A 14,022-nucleotide genomic window follows, 5' to 3' on the forward strand; every position below is an offset into this window, starting at 1 on the left:
GGTAAAACGCCTGTCAGAACATAGAGTTGGCGCCACGTGTTAAAGGGCTTTGAAGCCTTTGTTTTCAAGCATATTTTTTAGAGGCACGGGATTACATGGAAATCGGTCTGCGCGAGTGGCTGATCGTCATCGGCGTCATTGTCATCGCCGGTATTCTTTTCGACGGCTGGCGCCGCATGCGCGGCGGCAAGGGCAAGTTGAAATTCCGTCTGGATCGCAGTTATTCCAACCTGCCGGACGAAGAGGGCAGCGCCGAGGTGCTCGGCCCTGCTCGCGTACTGGAAACCCAGAAGGAGCCTGAGCTGGACGAGAGCGACCTGCCGTCGGTCAGCGCGCCGGCGCGCGAGCGCGAGCCCAAGCCGGCCAAGGCCGCCAAGCGTGGCAAGCGTGCTGGCGAGCCGCAGCAGGGCGACCTGAACCTGGCTGCCGAGCCGCGCGAGCCCGACCTGTTCGCCGATGCCGACGAGGACTACCCGGCCGATAAACGCCACAATGGCACGGCGAGCAGCAATACCGTCAAGGAGCTGCCGCCGGCGGAGGAAGTGCTGGTGATCAGCGTGATCTCCCGTGACGAGGGTGGCTTCAAGGGGCCGGCCCTGTTGCAGAACATTCTCGAAAGCGGCCTGCGTTTCGGCGAGATGGACATCTTCCACCGCCACGAAAGCATGGCCGGCCACGGCGAGGTGCTGTTCTCCATGGCCAATGCGGTCAAGCCGGGCGTGTTCGACCTGGACGACATCGACCACTTCAGCACCCGCGCGGTGAGCTTCTTCCTGGGCCTGCCCGGGCCGCGTCATCCGAAGCAGGCCTTCGACGTGATGGTGGCTGCGGCGCGCAAGCTGGCCCACGAACTCAACGGCGAGCTCAAGGACGACCAGCGCAGCGTACTGACTGCCCAGACCATCGAGCACTACCGCCAGCGCATCGTCGAGTTCGAGCGCCGCGCGCTGACCCAGAAGCGCTGATGTACCCCAGCGGGCGGATCCGGCCTCCGGATCCGCCCGCTAGATTTCATCGAAAGAGTAGCCCGCAGAGGCTGATGCAGTTCACTTAAGCTATTTGTGACATTGGTTGGGGCTGCTATGCAGCCCATCGCGGGGCAAGCCCGCTCCTACAGCGACCACACCCGCGCCGTAGGAGCGGGCTTGCCACGCGATGGGGCGCGTAGCGGCCCCAATTGCTTAGGTACATAGCATCAGCCCCAGGCTGCTCTTTTGCTTTGCAAGAGAAAACGGACGATGAACGCCGAAAACCGTATCCATGAATTGCGTGCCGAGCTCGACCAGCACAACTACCGCTACTACGTGCTCGACGAGCCGAGCGTGCCCGACGCCGAATACGACCGCCTGTTCAACGAGCTCAAGGCCCTGGAGGCCGAGCACCCCCACCTGGTGACGCCCGACTCGCCGACCCAGCGGGTGGGTGGCGCGGCGCTGGCGGCGTTCAGCCAGGTTCGTCACGAAATCCCCATGCTCAGCCTGGGCAACGCCTTCGAGGAGGACGACCTGCGCGATTTCGATCGCCGGGTAGTGGAGGGCCTGGACCTGCCGTCAGGCGACCTGTTCGCCGACGAGGCGGCAGTCGACTACAGCTGCGAGCCCAAGCTCGATGGCCTGGCGGTCAGCCTGTTGTACCGCGATGGCCTGCTGGTGCAGGGCGCCACCCGTGGCGATGGCACCACTGGCGAGGACATCAGTGCCAACGTGCGCACCGTGCGCAACATCCCGCTCAAACTGCAAGGCAGCGGCTGGCCGGCAGTGCTGGAGGTTCGTGGCGAGGTCTACATGAGCAAGGCCGGCTTCGAACGCCTCAACGCCGCCCAGGCCGAGAGCGGTGGCAAGACCTTCGCCAACCCACGCAACGCGGCCGCTGGCAGCCTGCGCCAGCTGGACCCGAAGATCACCGCCAGCCGCCCGCTGGAGTTTTGCTGCTATGGGGTGGGCCAGGTGTCCGAGACCATCGCCGACAGCCATATCGGGATCCTCGAGAAGCTCAAGGGCTGGGGCATGCCCATCAGCCGTGAGCTCAGGCATGCCGCCGGGGTCGAGCAGTGCCTGGCCTATTACCGTGACATCGGCGCCCGGCGCAACGACCTGCCCTATGAAATCGATGGCGTGGTGTTCAAGGTCAACAGCCTGGCCGCCCAGCGTGAATTGGGCTTCCGTGCCCGCGAGCCACGTTGGGCCATCGCCCACAAGTTCCCGGCCATGGAAGAGCTCACCGAAGTGCTCGATGTCGAATTCCAGGTCGGCCGCACGGGCGCAGTGACGCCGGTGGCGCGGTTGAAGCCGGTCAAGGTGGCGGGTGTCACCGTTTCCAACGCCACCTTGCACAACATGGACGAAATCGCCCGCCTGGGCCTGATGATCGGTGACACCGTGATCATCCGGCGGGCCGGCGACGTCATCCCGCAGGTGATGCAGGTGGTGGCCGAGCGCCGCCCCGAGAATGCCCGGCCGGTGCAGGTGCCCAGCCAGTGCCCGGTCTGTGGTTCGCAGGTCGAGCGCACCCAGCTGGTCAAGCGCAGCAAAGGCAAGGAAACCACCAGTGAAGGCGCGGTATACCGTTGCGTCGGCCGCCTGGCCTGTGCGGCCCAGCTCAAGCAGGCGATCATCCACTACGTCTCGCGCCGTGCCATGGACATCGATGGCCTGGGCGAGAAGAGTGTCGAGCAGTTGGTCGATGAAGGCCTGATCCGCTCGCCGGCCGACCTGTACCGCCTGACCTTCGAGCAAGTGGTCGAGCTCGAAGGTTTCGCCGAGGTCTCCAGCAACAAGTTGCTGGACGCCATCGAGGCCAGCAAGCGGCCCAGTCTGGCGCGCTTCATCTTCGCCCTGGGGATCCCGGATGTCGGCGAGGAAACCGCCAAGGTCCTGGCCCGTTCCCTGGGCAGCCTGGCGCGGGTGCAGCAGGCCTTGCCGCAAGTGTTGACCTACCTGCCGGACATCGGCCTGGAAGTCGCCTACGAGATCCACAACTTCTTCGAGGACGACCACAACCGCGACGTCATCCAGCAGTTGCTCGACAGCGGCCTGCAGTTGCAGGACGAAGGCGAGCTGGCCGCCGAGTTCGCCGCCAGTACCACCCTGGACGGCATGATCGCCAAGCTCGACATCCCCTCGGTCGGCCCGACCGGTGCGCAGAAGCTGGTGGCCAAGCTAGGCACCCTGGACAAGATCATCGCAGCCGACGGCATCGACCTGCGCCAGGCCTTGAACGCCAAACAGGCCGAGGCCGTGCGTGAGTTCTTCAAGGCGCCGGCCAACCAGCAACTGGCCCGTGACATCGAGGCGCAACTGCTGGAATTCGGCATGCACTGGGCCAGCGAGAAGAAGGTTGCAGAAGGCCTGCCCCTGGCTGGGCAGACCTGGGTCCTGACCGGCACCCTGGAGCGCATGAGCCGCGACGTCGCCAAGGACAAGCTGGAAAGCCTCGGCGCCAAGGTGGCAGGCTCGGTGTCCGGCAAGACCCATTGCGTGGTCGCCGGCCCCGGCGCCGGCTCCAAGCTGGCCAAGGCCAACGAGCTGGGCCTCAAGGTGCTCGATGAAGATGCTTTCGTCAGCTTCCTCGAGGCCCAGGGCATCGCGGTCTGACCGACGAATGGCACAAGTCATTGAGAAATGATGGTTTTTTCTCGATGCAGAGGTTGTAACTTCGCCCCAGACCGGTACAATGGCGCGGCTCGTCACTTGGCGAGCCGCGTAGTGGTGGCCCCATCGGTCCCCCCGCAACGATTACCCGTTAACCTGGTCAGGCCCGGAAGGGAGCAGCCATAGCGGGAACATCGTGTGCCGGGGTGTGGCTGGTGGGGCCGCCTCCATTTTTGGCCGCTGCCAAGCCGTTTCATCCTTCCGACCTTGCTCTGTACCCAGCCGTCAACGCCTGGTAATACCGCGCACCTTTCTCCCGCCCCTTCGCGAGCCTTATCATGCAAGGCATTCCGCCAGTCCGTTTTGGCCGCGAGGTAACGACCATGGACCACATAGACGACCAGACCCGCCACAAGATCCGTGAGTGGCAGGTGCGCCGCCTGGAGATCAAGGACCTGATGGCTGCCCACCCCGAGCGGGTGCTGGAGCTGACCAAGGTGCTTGACCAGATGGAAGAAGAGCACGAGCGCATACTGGGCGAGGCCGAGGTGGTGAGCAGCGACAAGCCTGTTGTGACGAGCCCCGGTGGGTTCGAGCTGCAGCTGCGGGTTTCGGCCGGCAACGCCCGACACCTGCGCAAGCTGCTGGAAATGGCGTTGTACGAGCTCGACGGGGTGATCGAGGCCGACGGCGAGGCGGGCGCTGGCCAGGCGCGGGAATACCCGGGCGGGATGAGCGGCAGCCTTGGGGCCTATGAATACGCATTGCAGGTGGCGGCTAGTGCCGAGCCGTGCGCTGTTGAATGATTTTGGCGTGAGCGCGTATGCAACCTGAACACTACGATTTCACCCGCCCGGTGTTCCTGCCGGTGACCGCAGAGGCCTGCCAAGGCCTGCTCGATGCACCTGGGCTGCCTGCGTTGGAGGCTCTGGACGATCCGCAGTTGGCTGCGGTGCTGGTCATCCAGCATCTTGCCGATGTCAAAGGGCAGGTGCTCGACCCGGCAGCTGCCGAAAAAGTGCTGGCCAAGCTGCTGGCCTGGGCGGTCGATGGGCGTCATTCGTCGGGCGTCGGGCTGCTGTCGGAAGCGCGTCGGTTGTTCGATGCGCGCAAGCTGTACTTCGGCCTCGAAGTCATGAAGGGGTCGAAGCTGCATCTGTTACCGGCGGACGAAGTCGATGCGCGCGATTATCTGTTGCCCGATGGCAAGTGGGATTTCGAATTCAAGGTCCGTCGGCACCTGAACAACAACCCGTTCCGCCAGCAGGCCATCATCGGCATGAACAAGGAGCGATGGCTCACCGATGCGCAGGACAAGCTGGTCCGGGTGGTGCGGGCCAACCCGGAGGAGGACCTGCATGTGCAAGGGTATGCAGGCATCGGCAAGAGCTATCTGCTCGGCGCCTTGATCGACTGCCTGCCGGCTGGCCGGGTACTGCCGTTGGCGCGTACCACCGGGAAGCTCCAAACCCTGCGCCGCCGCCTTGGCGTGCAGGCCGACAGCAAGCGCGGCAAGACCTTCGGCGAGTTCGCCCAAGAGCTGCTGCAAGGTGCACGACGGCCTGCGGCCAAGCCGGCCCGGTTGCCGCGCAAACGCGCCCTGGCCGAGGAGCTGGGGATTCTCGGCGTTCGCCAATACGGGCCGGAGAAGGCGCTGGAGATCTGCCTGGAGGTGCTGAAGGCCTACTGCGAATCGTGGGACTACAGCATCACTGCCCGCCACCTGCCGTTCTTCGAGCAGCCCTTGTCGAATGTCGACAGCCGCGTCCTGCTCGAATATGCAAGCCGCCTGTGGACGTACTTGCAGGCCAACCCTGCGTGGGACAGCCACAGCGGTTTTGCGCCACTGTTGCTGGTCAAGCGCGCGAGCCTGGCCGGCTGCAGCGTGCCAGCGCACTACAGTCATGTGATCATCGACGAGAGCCAGGACGTGCCGGCGTCGCTGCTGCAGATCATCGAGCGTGGCCGCCAGGTTTTGATTACCCTCGGCGACGAATACCAGCGTGCCTGGGGGCCAGGTCTGCGCAGGCAGCGCGAGGTACGCCAGCGCGAAATTGCCTTCTCCGTGCGCAGTGGGCCCCAGGTCGAGCGTTTGATCAACCCGCTGATCAGCGTGCATTCACAGAAGTCCAAGCTCGCCTTCGAGGGCGCCGGCAGCGCCGAGGTCGGGATCGAGTTCTATCCGCAAGGGTTCGTGCCGCCGGTCGGGTGCATGGTGTTGACGGCCTCGCACTGGGACACCATGAAATGGGCCATGGAGCTGGCGGGCAAGCGTTGCGCGCTTGGCTTTGCCGAACAGTCGGGCATGCCGGCCTTCATGGAGACCGCAGTCAAGCTCTTTCGCGGCGAGCATGATGGCGATACCTCGCACCCGTATTTTGCCCATAGCGCCGACTGGCGCCAGGTACAAGATGCTCACCGTTACGACGCGTCGTTCCTCTGGGTGCAGGCCAGGCTGCAGGAAAGCTTCAGGATGGCCGACCTGAATGCGCTCAAGGCGCAGGTGACCGGCCAGACGGGCAGCGTCATGCTGATGCTGGCCGAGGATGCCGGGGGGCTGGAGTTCGATCACGTGCTGCTGACGCCAGAGCTGATGAGCACCGAGCCGTTCAAGGATGCCTATGCATTCGACGCTCGGGTCTGCGCGGTGTATATCGCCTTGTCGCGCGCCCGTCGGCAGCTGTACCTGCCCTACGATGTGCAGGAGTGGGTGGCCTATCACAAGGGCCAGCCGTTCCGGGAGTCTCACGGTTATTGAAGGGGGACTGTACCGGCCCAATCGCGGGGCAAGCCCGCTCCCACATGACCCTGCACGTCGTAGCCTATGGTCGATAACCCACCTTGTCGGGCTGGAACACCGACCTTGTGGGAGCGGGCTTGTCCCGCGATTGGGCCGGCGGGTTAACACTTGCGCACCTACTTCCCTGTCCGCGTGTTGAACATGCTGTGTATGGTCTCGGGTATTGCGTAGGAGTTGCCTTGCAGTAGGACCGGAGATTTCCGGCATCTACGTAGGAAATTAATCCTTATTATCCAAGCTCATCACAAGAACAAGCGGAGACGCAAACATGCAGATGAGCACAATGAAACAAGAAGAGCTGACCCCGCTTCAGGGGGTTGCCATCGGGCTTGTCGTGTTGGGGATCATCATTTTTCTGAGCGCTATTGCGCTTGCGTAGCGAGGCTCATCGATCGATGGCCTGGCGGGACGCGGCTGGTTGTATCGCAGGTGCGCCGTAGCGCTGGACGATCCGGTCGATCTGCCCTGACCGCTTCATGCGTGCCAGCGCCTCGAGGATGGGTCGGGTAGGAATAGCCGGGTCGTCGCGGACCATGCAGTGCAGGTCCTGTTCCTCCAGCACGGCCAGGGCCGGCAGTTGCCCGGCGGGAGGCTGCTGGCGGTTGAACCAGTGCAGGGAGAGCGCATTGCTCACGGCATGGCGATAGCGCCCGGCCTGCAGTTTCTGCAAGACCAGCAGCTGGTTGCGGCTGTCTTCGCGGTGCAACTTGCCTTGGGCGAACAGGCCCTCCAGGGCAGGGTAGCTGTACCCCAGCACGGTGCCCACCGGTTGTTGCACCAGCTGGTCTGCCTGGGTGGGGCGGTGCGTGCCAGGGCTGCCGACCAGCAGGTCGCTCTGGCGAAGCAGGGGTACGCTCCACACGAAGTTGGCGAAGCGTTCGCTGAACCATTGGGGCGTGACGTAGCAGCGTACATCGATATCGCCGTTGTCCATGGCCTGCTTGAGCCGCAGACGGGCCATCAGGTGATAGCGTGGGCGCACGCCTGCTTCGCGGGCCAGGGCCTGCATCAGGTCGAACAGGATGCCTTCGACCGGCTGACCCTGCTCCAGGCGGATCAGCGGCATGCTCCAGCTTTCGGCCACGGAAAAACGCAGCACCGGCTGCTGCGCCAGGCTGTGGCTGGCCCAGAATATGAGGATGAGCAGGACTCGCCGCACGTCAATCCTCCCTGATCGCTGCCAGAGCGTGCCTGTTCATAGCGTAGACGAGTTCGGCAGGGTGCAATTTTGCCCCCGCTCCGCTAGCATTAGCGATCTTCCGCTCGTTCAGGTTGCGATGGTTTTTGATGAGTTATCAGGTTCTTGCACGTAAATGGCGCCCGCGCTCGTTCCGCGAAATGGTCGGCCAGACCCATGTGCTCAAGGCTTTGATCAACGCCCTGGACAACCAGCGCCTGCACCATGCCTATCTGTTCACCGGTACCCGCGGCGTGGGCAAGACCACCATCGCGCGTATCATCGCCAAGTGCCTGAACTGCGAGACCGGCATCACTTCCACGCCGTGCGGCACCTGCTCGGTGTGCCGAGAGATCGACGAAGGCCGCTTCGTCGACCTGATCGAGATCGACGCCGCGAGCCGCACCAAGGTCGAAGACACCCGCGAGCTGCTCGACAACGTGCAGTACGCCCCTAGCCGTGGGCGCTTCAAGGTCTACCTGATCGACGAAGTGCACATGCTCTCGACCCACTCGTTCAACGCCCTGCTCAAGACGCTGGAAGAGCCGCCACCCTACGTCAAGTTCATCCTGGCCACCACCGACCCGCAGAAGCTGCCGGCCACCATTCTCTCGCGCTGCCTGCAGTTCTCCCTGAAGAACATGAGCCCGGAGCGGGTGGTCGAGCACCTGAGCCATGTGCTCGGTGCCGAGAACGTGCCCTTCGAGGAAGATGCCCTGTGGCTGCTCGGCCGCGCGGCTGATGGCTCGATGCGCGATGCCATGAGCCTGACCGACCAGGCTATTGCCTTCGGCGAAGGCAAGGTCTTGGCCGCGGACGTACGGGCGATGCTCGGTACCCTCGACCATGGGCAGGTCTATGGCGTGCTCCAGGCCTTGCTCGAAGGCGATGCCCGGGCACTGCTCGAAGCGGTGCGCAACCTGGCCGAGCAGGGCCCGGACTGGAACGGCGTGCTGGCCGAGATGCTCAACGTGCTGCACCGCGTTGCCATCGCCCAGGCGTTGCCCGAGGCTGTCGACAACGGCCAGGGCGATCGCGACCGGGTGCTGGCCTTGGCTTCGGCACTGCCGGCCGAAGATGTGCAGTTCTATTACCAGATGGGCCTGATCGGTCGTCGCGACCTGCCACTGGCGCCGGACCCACGCGGTGGCTTCGAGATGGTCCTGCTGCGAATGCTTGCCTTCCGCCCGGCGGATGCCGACGATGCACCGAAGCCGGTACTAAAGCCGGTGGGGATCAGCCAGGCCACAGCTGATCCGGCAACACCGGTGGCAGCCGCGGAGCCTGCCGTCGAGCCGGTTGTCGCCGTCGAGCCGGAGCCCACCGCTGCACCTGCGGACGTACCGGCCGTGGCCGACCCCGTCGTCGAGCCTGTCGAGGCGTTGCAACAGGCGGCTGAACCCGCTCCGCCCGCGCATCCTGAGCGCGACCCCGAGCCTGAGGTACAGGCCGAGGTCCACGCGCCAGAGCCGCAGGTGGAGGAGGTCATCGACCTGCCATGGGAGGCGCCTGTTGCCCCGCAAGCACCTGTCGCTGCGACGCCTGCCCCTGAGCCGGTACCTGCACCAGAGCCGAGCGTGGAGCAATCGAACGACGACGAGCCGCCGTTCGACCCGTCTGCGTACGGCCCTGTCGGTATGGACCGGGACGATGAGCCTCCGCTGGACGAGGACTACTACACACCGGACAGCGACCCGGCAGCCTTCAGCTACCTGGACGAGCTGGCCGAGCATGTACATGAGGCCGAGCCGGCCAAGGCGCCGGAGCCACTGCCAGCGGCCAAGCCCGCCACGGGCCTGGCCTTGCAATGGCTGGAATTATTCCCGCAGTTGCCTGTGTCGGGCATGACAGGCAACATCGCCGCGAACTGCACGCTGATCGCCGCTGAGGGTGATGACTGGTTGCTGCACCTGGATCCGGCCCAGGGCGCGCTGTTCAATTCGACCCAGCAGCGGCGTCTGAACGAAGCGCTCAACCAGCACCTGGGGCGCACCCTGCGTTTGAAGATCGAACTGATCCGGCCGGAGCAGGAGACACCAGCCCAGGCTGCCGCGCGCAAGCGTGCCGAGCGTCAGCGCGACGCAGAAGTGTCGATCGAGCAGGACCCGCTCATCCAGCAGATGATCCGGCAGTTCGGTGCGACGGTACGGCAGGATACTATTGAGCCTGTACAGGCCCTGGTCAGCCAGGACGAGTAACGGATAACCATGCGCCCGGCGCTGCGTCGGCCGCATCACATGAACCAATCGAGGTGTACCCCATGATGAAAGGTGGCATGGCCGGCCTGATGAAGCAGGCCCAGCAAATGCAGGAAAAGATGCAGAAAATGCAGGAAGAGCTGGCCAACGCCGAAGTCACCGGCCAGTCTGGTGGCGGCCTGGTGAGCGTGGTGATGACCGGTCGTCACGACGTCAAGCGCGTCAGCATCGACCAGAGCCTGATGTCGACCGAAGAGGACGACAAGGAAGTACTGGAAGACCTGATCGCGGCGGCGCTGAACGACGCCGTACGCAAGGTCGAGCAGAACAGCCAGGAGAAGATGGGCAGCATGACCGCTGGCATGCAACTGCCGCCTGGCTTCAAGATGCCGTTCTGATGCGTTGCCGGTGTTGACCGGCTGCCTATCGAAGCCGCTACCGATTATCGGGGCGGCTTTTTTTATAGCAAGGGATAGGATTACAGATTACGTGGGCGCTGGATCTTCGCACCACTACGCCACGCGAATCATACCCGCGTCCATTTGACGTGAATGACCTTGATGGGTATAAACCGCCTCCTATTGATCTGTCAGGCCTTTCCCATGAGCTTCAGCCCCCTGATCCGCCAACTGATCGACGCCCTGCGCACCTTGCCCGGCGTCGGCCAGAAAACCGCCCAGCGCATGGCCCTGCAGCTGCTCGAGCGCGACCGCAGCGGCGGTCTGCGCCTGGCACAGGCCCTGAGCCAGGCCATGGAAGGCGTCGGCCACTGCCGCCAATGCCGCACCCTGACCGAGCAGGAGTTGTGCCCCCAGTGCGCCGATACTCGTCGCGACGACACCCAGCTGTGCGTGGTCGAAGGCCCGATGGACGTATATGCGGTGGAGCAGACCGGGTACCGCGGTCGCTATTTCGTGCTCAAGGGGCACCTGTCACCCCTGGATGGCCTGGGCCCAGAGGCCATCGGCATTCCGCAGCTGATGGCACGGATCGAAGCGCAGGGTACTTTCAGTGAGGTGATCCTGGCCACCAACCCCACCGTTGAAGGGGAGGCGACCGCCCACTACATCGCCCAGCTGCTGGCCGAGAAAGGCCTGACCGCCTCGCGGATCGCCCACGGCGTGCCGCTGGGAGGGGAGCTGGAGATGGTGGATGGCGGAACCTTGGCCCATGCATTCGCAGGGCGTAAACCCATTTCCCTGTAGGCCTAGGGCCTTGTAGGCGCGGGCGTGCCCCGCGATTGGGGCCGCAAAGCGGCCCCGATGCACCTCAATATTCGCTGAGCGAAAACTCGGTCAGGCAGAAGGTCGGCACCCCGGCCGCCTGCAGGCGACGCGAACCTTCCAGTTCCGGCAGGTCGATGATCGCCGCTGCCTCGAACACTTCGGCGCCGGTACGCCGCACCAGGTTGGCAGCCGCCAGCAGGGTACCGCCGGTGGCGATCAGGTCATCGAAGATCAACACCGAATCGCCCTCGCACAGGCTGTCGGCATGCACTTCCAGGAAGGCTTCGCCGTATTCGGTCTGGTAGGCCTCCGACAGCACGTCGGCCGGTAGCTTGCCTTGTTTGCGGAACAGGATCAGCGGCTTGTTCAACTGGTGGGCAATGATAGAGCCGATCAGGAAGCCCCGGGCATCCATGGCACCGATGTGGCTGAACTCGGCCTCGACGTAGCGCTCGATGAACTGGTCGGCGACGTAGCGCAGCCCACGGGGCGACTGGAACAGCGGGGTGATGTCGCGGAAGATCACGCCCGGCTTGGGAAAGTCCGGGACCGGGCGGATCAGGGCTTTGAGGTCGAAGGTATCGCAGTGCATGTGGCTTTCCTGGAAAACGGATGCGCCAGTATACCTTGCCGGGGAGGCTTGTTCAGGCTTCCATCGCACCACCCGCCAGCGCGCACAGCTGGATCGGGTCGAGGATGTGCACTTCCTTGCCTTCGGCTTTGATCAAGCCATTGTGCTGGAAGCGGGTAAAGACCCGTGACACGGTTTCCACCGCCAGGCCCAGGTAGTTGCCGATCTCGTTGCGCGACATGCTCAGGCGGAACTGGTTGGCCGAGTAGCCGCGGGCGCGGAAGCGTGCGGAGAGGTTGACCAGGAAAGTGGCGATGCGCTCATCGGCAGTCTTCTTCGACAGCAGCAGCATCATCTGCTGGTCATCGCGGATCTCGCGGCTCATCACACGCATCAACTGGCGACGCAGTTGCGGCAGTTGTACCGACAACTCGTCCAGGCGCTCGAACGGAATCTCGCAGACCGAGGTGGTCTCTTGTGCCTGGGCCGATACCGGGTATGCCTCGGTGTCCATGCCGGACAGGCCGACCAGTTCGCTGGGCAGGTGGAAGCCGGTGATCTGCTCTTCGCCGCTGTCGCTCAGGCTGAAGGTTTTCAGGGCGCCGGAGCGCACCGCATAGACCGAGCCGAAATTGTCACCCTGGCGGAACAGGAATTCCCCTTTCTTCAGCGGGCGGCCGCGCTTGACGATCTCATCCAGTGCGTCCATGTCCTCCAGATTGAGGGACAGGGGCAGGCACAGGGGCGCCAGGCTGCAATCCTTGCAGTGGGCCTGGTTGTGAGGGCGCAGTTTGACTGGCTCGGACATTTCAATCGATCCTTGTGGGAAAGCACACATAAGCTGTAAGGGTAACTCACAGCGTGGGGTGTAGGCCAGCATGCGCTATTTTTGGTGCGCGCTGGCCAGGCCGTGGCGTAGGGCTACCCAGGCCTGTCAATTGCCCATAGTGTCCTTGGCAAGGAGGTCTGTCCATGCGGTCGATCGACTCGTATCAGATCACCCGTGAAAAACGCTGGCGGTTGTGCATGGCCAGGTAGGCATCGAACACCATGCATACCGAACGTACCAGCAGGCGCCCGGCAGGGAGTACGCGGATGCCTCGGGTGTCCAGGCTGATCAGGCCGTCTCGCTGCATGGCTTGAAGCTCTGGCCACTGCTCGTTGAAGTAGCCGCGGAAATCGATGGTGAAGGCCTGTTCGATGGTCTCGAAATCCAACTCGAAGTGGCAGATCAACTGCTGGATCACGGCGCGCCGCACGCGGTCGTCCGGGGTGCACAGCAGGCCGCGCTGGGTCGCCAGCTGGGCGGTGGAGAGGGTTTCCTGGTACCTGGCCAGGTCATTGCTGTTCTGGCAGTAGAGGTCGCCGATCTGGCTGATGGCCGATACGCCCAGGCCGATCAGGTCGCAATGGCCGTGGGTGGTGTAGCCCTGGAAGTTGCGTTGCAAGGTGCCTTCCTCCTGGGCGATGGCCAGTTCGTCATCGGGCAGGGCGAAGTGGTCCATGCCGATGTAGCGGTAGCCGGCGGCGGTCAGCTGCTCGATGGTGCGGTGCAGCATCTCCAGCTTGGCACCGGGCGCCGGCAGCTCATTGCTGTCGATGCGCCGCTGGGGCATGAAGCGCTCGGGCAGGTGGGCGTAGTTGAACACCGAGAGGCGGTCCGGTTGCAGACGGATCACTTCCTCGACGGTACGGGCGAAGCCGTCCGGCGTCTGCCGGGGCAGGCCGTAGATCAGGTCGAGGTTGACCGAACGGAACTGCAGGGTGCGTGCAGCCTCCACCAGCGTGCGGGTCTGCTCCAGGCTTTGCAGGCGGTTGATCGCCCGCTGGACGGCCGGGTCCAGGTCCTGCACGCCCAGGCTGACGCGGTTGAAGCCCAGTTCGCGCAGCAGGCCCATGGTCGACCAGTCGGCCTCGCGTGGGTCGATCTCGATGCCGTAGTCGCCGGAGTCGTCGTCCAGCAGGTGGAAATGCTGGCGCAGGGTCGCCATCAGGTGGCGCAGCTCCACATGGCTGAGGAAGGTGGGGGTGCCGCCGCCGAAATGCAGTTGCTCGACGCGTTGGTTGGGTGCCAGGTGGCAGGCGACAAGCTGGATTTCCTGCTCCAGCCGTTGCAGGTAGGGCTGGGCGCGGGCGCGGTCCTTGGTGATGACCTTGTTACAGGCGCAGTAGTAGCAGATGTTGGCGCAGAACGGCACGTGCACGTACAGCGACAATGGGCGAACTGCACGGCGGCTCTCGCGCAGGGCGTGGAGCAGGTCGAACGAGCCCACTTCGCCATGCAGTTGCACGGCGGTCGGGTATGAGGTGTAGCGTGGCCCGGCCAGATCGTAGCGGCGGATCAGGTCGGAGTCCCAGCGTAGGTCGTCGAGCATGGTGGTCCCCGGATAGAGCAGCAGAGTCCGGAGTCTAGGGGGCCGGTGAAAACGCCGTCTTGATTTGCATCAACGGGCTTCGGAT

11 protein-coding genes and 1 other RNA gene are annotated in these 14,022 nt (G+C 64.1%); 8 read left to right on the forward strand and 4 right to left on the reverse strand.

Annotated features, from left to right (window positions below):
- Positions 1-95: 95 nt before the first annotated feature.
- The 5 genes from zipA to AC1MHZ_RS11765 all read left to right on the forward strand — a co-directional run bounded on the left by zipA (position 96) and on the right by AC1MHZ_RS11765 (position 6,348).
- Positions 96-965, forward strand: a complete 870-nt coding sequence (zipA, locus tag AC1MHZ_RS11745) for a cell division protein ZipA (RefSeq protein WP_368829657.1) — start codon at positions 96-98, stop codon at positions 963-965.
- A gap of 273 nt (positions 966-1,238) precedes the next feature.
- Positions 1,239-3,593 (forward strand): NAD-dependent DNA ligase LigA, encoded by a 2,355-nt coding sequence (gene ligA, locus AC1MHZ_RS11750; RefSeq protein WP_482966380.1) that lies wholly within the window; start codon positions 1,239-1,241, stop codon positions 3,591-3,593.
- A gap of 121 nt (positions 3,594-3,714) precedes the next feature.
- An RNA gene (gene ffs / locus AC1MHZ_RS11755) (signal recognition particle sRNA small type) lies at positions 3,715-3,811 on the forward strand.
- Between the two features lie 162 nt (positions 3,812-3,973).
- Positions 3,974-4,396 (forward strand): hypothetical protein, encoded by a 423-nt coding sequence (locus tag AC1MHZ_RS11760; RefSeq protein ID WP_084854638.1) that lies wholly within the window; start codon positions 3,974-3,976, stop codon positions 4,394-4,396.
- Between the two features lie 17 nt (positions 4,397-4,413).
- Positions 4,414-6,348 carry a hypothetical protein gene (locus tag AC1MHZ_RS11765; protein WP_482966381.1) on the forward strand — a complete coding sequence of 645 codons (1,935 nt, stop codon included), beginning with the start codon at positions 4,414-4,416 and terminating at the stop codon, positions 6,346-6,348.
- 427 nt (positions 6,349-6,775) lie between these two features.
- On the opposite strand, the gene AC1MHZ_RS11770 is transcribed toward AC1MHZ_RS11765, so the two are convergent.
- Positions 6,776-7,549 carry a substrate-binding periplasmic protein gene (locus AC1MHZ_RS11770; protein ID WP_368829645.1) on the reverse strand — a complete coding sequence of 258 codons (774 nt, stop codon included), beginning with the start codon at positions 7,547-7,549 and terminating at the stop codon, positions 6,776-6,778.
- A 128-nt stretch (positions 7,550-7,677) separates the two neighbouring features.
- On the opposite strand from AC1MHZ_RS11770, the gene dnaX reads away from it, so the two are divergent.
- The 3 genes from dnaX to recR all read left to right on the forward strand — a co-directional run bounded on the left by dnaX (position 7,678) and on the right by recR (position 10,970).
- The gene (gene dnaX, locus AC1MHZ_RS11775) at positions 7,678-9,765 is read left to right on the forward strand and encodes a DNA polymerase III subunit gamma/tau (protein ID WP_482966382.1); all 2,088 of its coding nucleotides are present in this window, start codon (positions 7,678-7,680) and stop codon (positions 9,763-9,765) included.
- A gap of 62 nt (positions 9,766-9,827) precedes the next feature.
- The gene (locus AC1MHZ_RS11780; RefSeq protein WP_084854642.1) at positions 9,828-10,163 is read left to right on the forward strand and encodes a YbaB/EbfC family nucleoid-associated protein; all 336 of its coding nucleotides are present in this window, start codon (positions 9,828-9,830) and stop codon (positions 10,161-10,163) included.
- A gap of 204 nt (positions 10,164-10,367) precedes the next feature.
- Entirely contained in the window at positions 10,368-10,970 is a 603-nt protein-coding gene (gene recR, locus AC1MHZ_RS11785; RefSeq protein WP_084854643.1) for a recombination mediator RecR, read from the forward strand.
- 64 nt (positions 10,971-11,034) lie between these two features.
- Here recR and AC1MHZ_RS11790 read toward each other — a convergent pair whose 3' ends face one another.
- The 3 genes from AC1MHZ_RS11790 to hemN all read right to left on the reverse strand — a co-directional run bounded on the left by AC1MHZ_RS11790 (position 11,035) and on the right by hemN (position 13,937).
- The gene (locus AC1MHZ_RS11790) at positions 11,035-11,583 is read right to left on the reverse strand and encodes an adenine phosphoribosyltransferase (protein WP_084854644.1); all 549 of its coding nucleotides are present in this window, start codon (positions 11,581-11,583) and stop codon (positions 11,035-11,037) included.
- Positions 11,584-11,635: 52 nt separating this feature from the next.
- Complete coding sequence (gene fnrA / locus AC1MHZ_RS11795) at positions 11,636-12,370, reverse strand: Crp/Fnr family transcriptional regulator FnrA (RefSeq protein WP_084854645.1); 735 nt, start codon at positions 12,368-12,370, stop codon at positions 11,636-11,638.
- A 184-nt stretch (positions 12,371-12,554) separates the two neighbouring features.
- Positions 12,555-13,937 carry an oxygen-independent coproporphyrinogen III oxidase gene (hemN, locus tag AC1MHZ_RS11800; protein WP_084854646.1) on the reverse strand — a complete coding sequence of 461 codons (1,383 nt, stop codon included), beginning with the start codon at positions 13,935-13,937 and terminating at the stop codon, positions 12,555-12,557.
- Between the last annotated feature and the right edge of the window lie 85 nt (positions 13,938-14,022).

This window comes from Pseudomonas sp. FA-1, assembly GCF_056856075.1.

What these genes read in the sequence shown, in the direction of transcription:
- fnrA (WP_084854645.1), bottom strand. Translation starts at nt 12,370, where the DNA reads ATGTCCGAGCCAGTCAAACTGCGCCCTCACAACCAGGCCCACTGCAAG.
- AC1MHZ_RS11765 (WP_482966381.1), top strand. Translation starts at nt 4,414, where the DNA reads ATGCAACCTGAACACTACGATTTCACCCGCCCGGTGTTCCTGCCGGTG.
- AC1MHZ_RS11760 (WP_084854638.1), top strand. Translation starts at nt 3,974, where the DNA reads ATGGACCACATAGACGACCAGACCCGCCACAAGATCCGTGAGTGGCAG.
- dnaX (WP_482966382.1), top strand. Translation starts at nt 7,678, where the DNA reads ATGAGTTATCAGGTTCTTGCACGTAAATGGCGCCCGCGCTCGTTCCGC.
- AC1MHZ_RS11780 (WP_084854642.1), top strand. Translation starts at nt 9,828, where the DNA reads ATGATGAAAGGTGGCATGGCCGGCCTGATGAAGCAGGCCCAGCAAATG.
- hemN (WP_084854646.1), bottom strand. Translation starts at nt 13,937, where the DNA reads ATGCTCGACGACCTACGCTGGGACTCCGACCTGATCCGCCGCTACGAT.
- ligA (WP_482966380.1), top strand. Translation starts at nt 1,239, where the DNA reads ATGAACGCCGAAAACCGTATCCATGAATTGCGTGCCGAGCTCGACCAG.
- recR (WP_084854643.1), top strand. Translation starts at nt 10,368, where the DNA reads ATGAGCTTCAGCCCCCTGATCCGCCAACTGATCGACGCCCTGCGCACC.
- AC1MHZ_RS11790 (WP_084854644.1), bottom strand. Translation starts at nt 11,583, where the DNA reads ATGCACTGCGATACCTTCGACCTCAAAGCCCTGATCCGCCCGGTCCCG.
- zipA (WP_368829657.1), top strand. Translation starts at nt 96, where the DNA reads ATGGAAATCGGTCTGCGCGAGTGGCTGATCGTCATCGGCGTCATTGTC.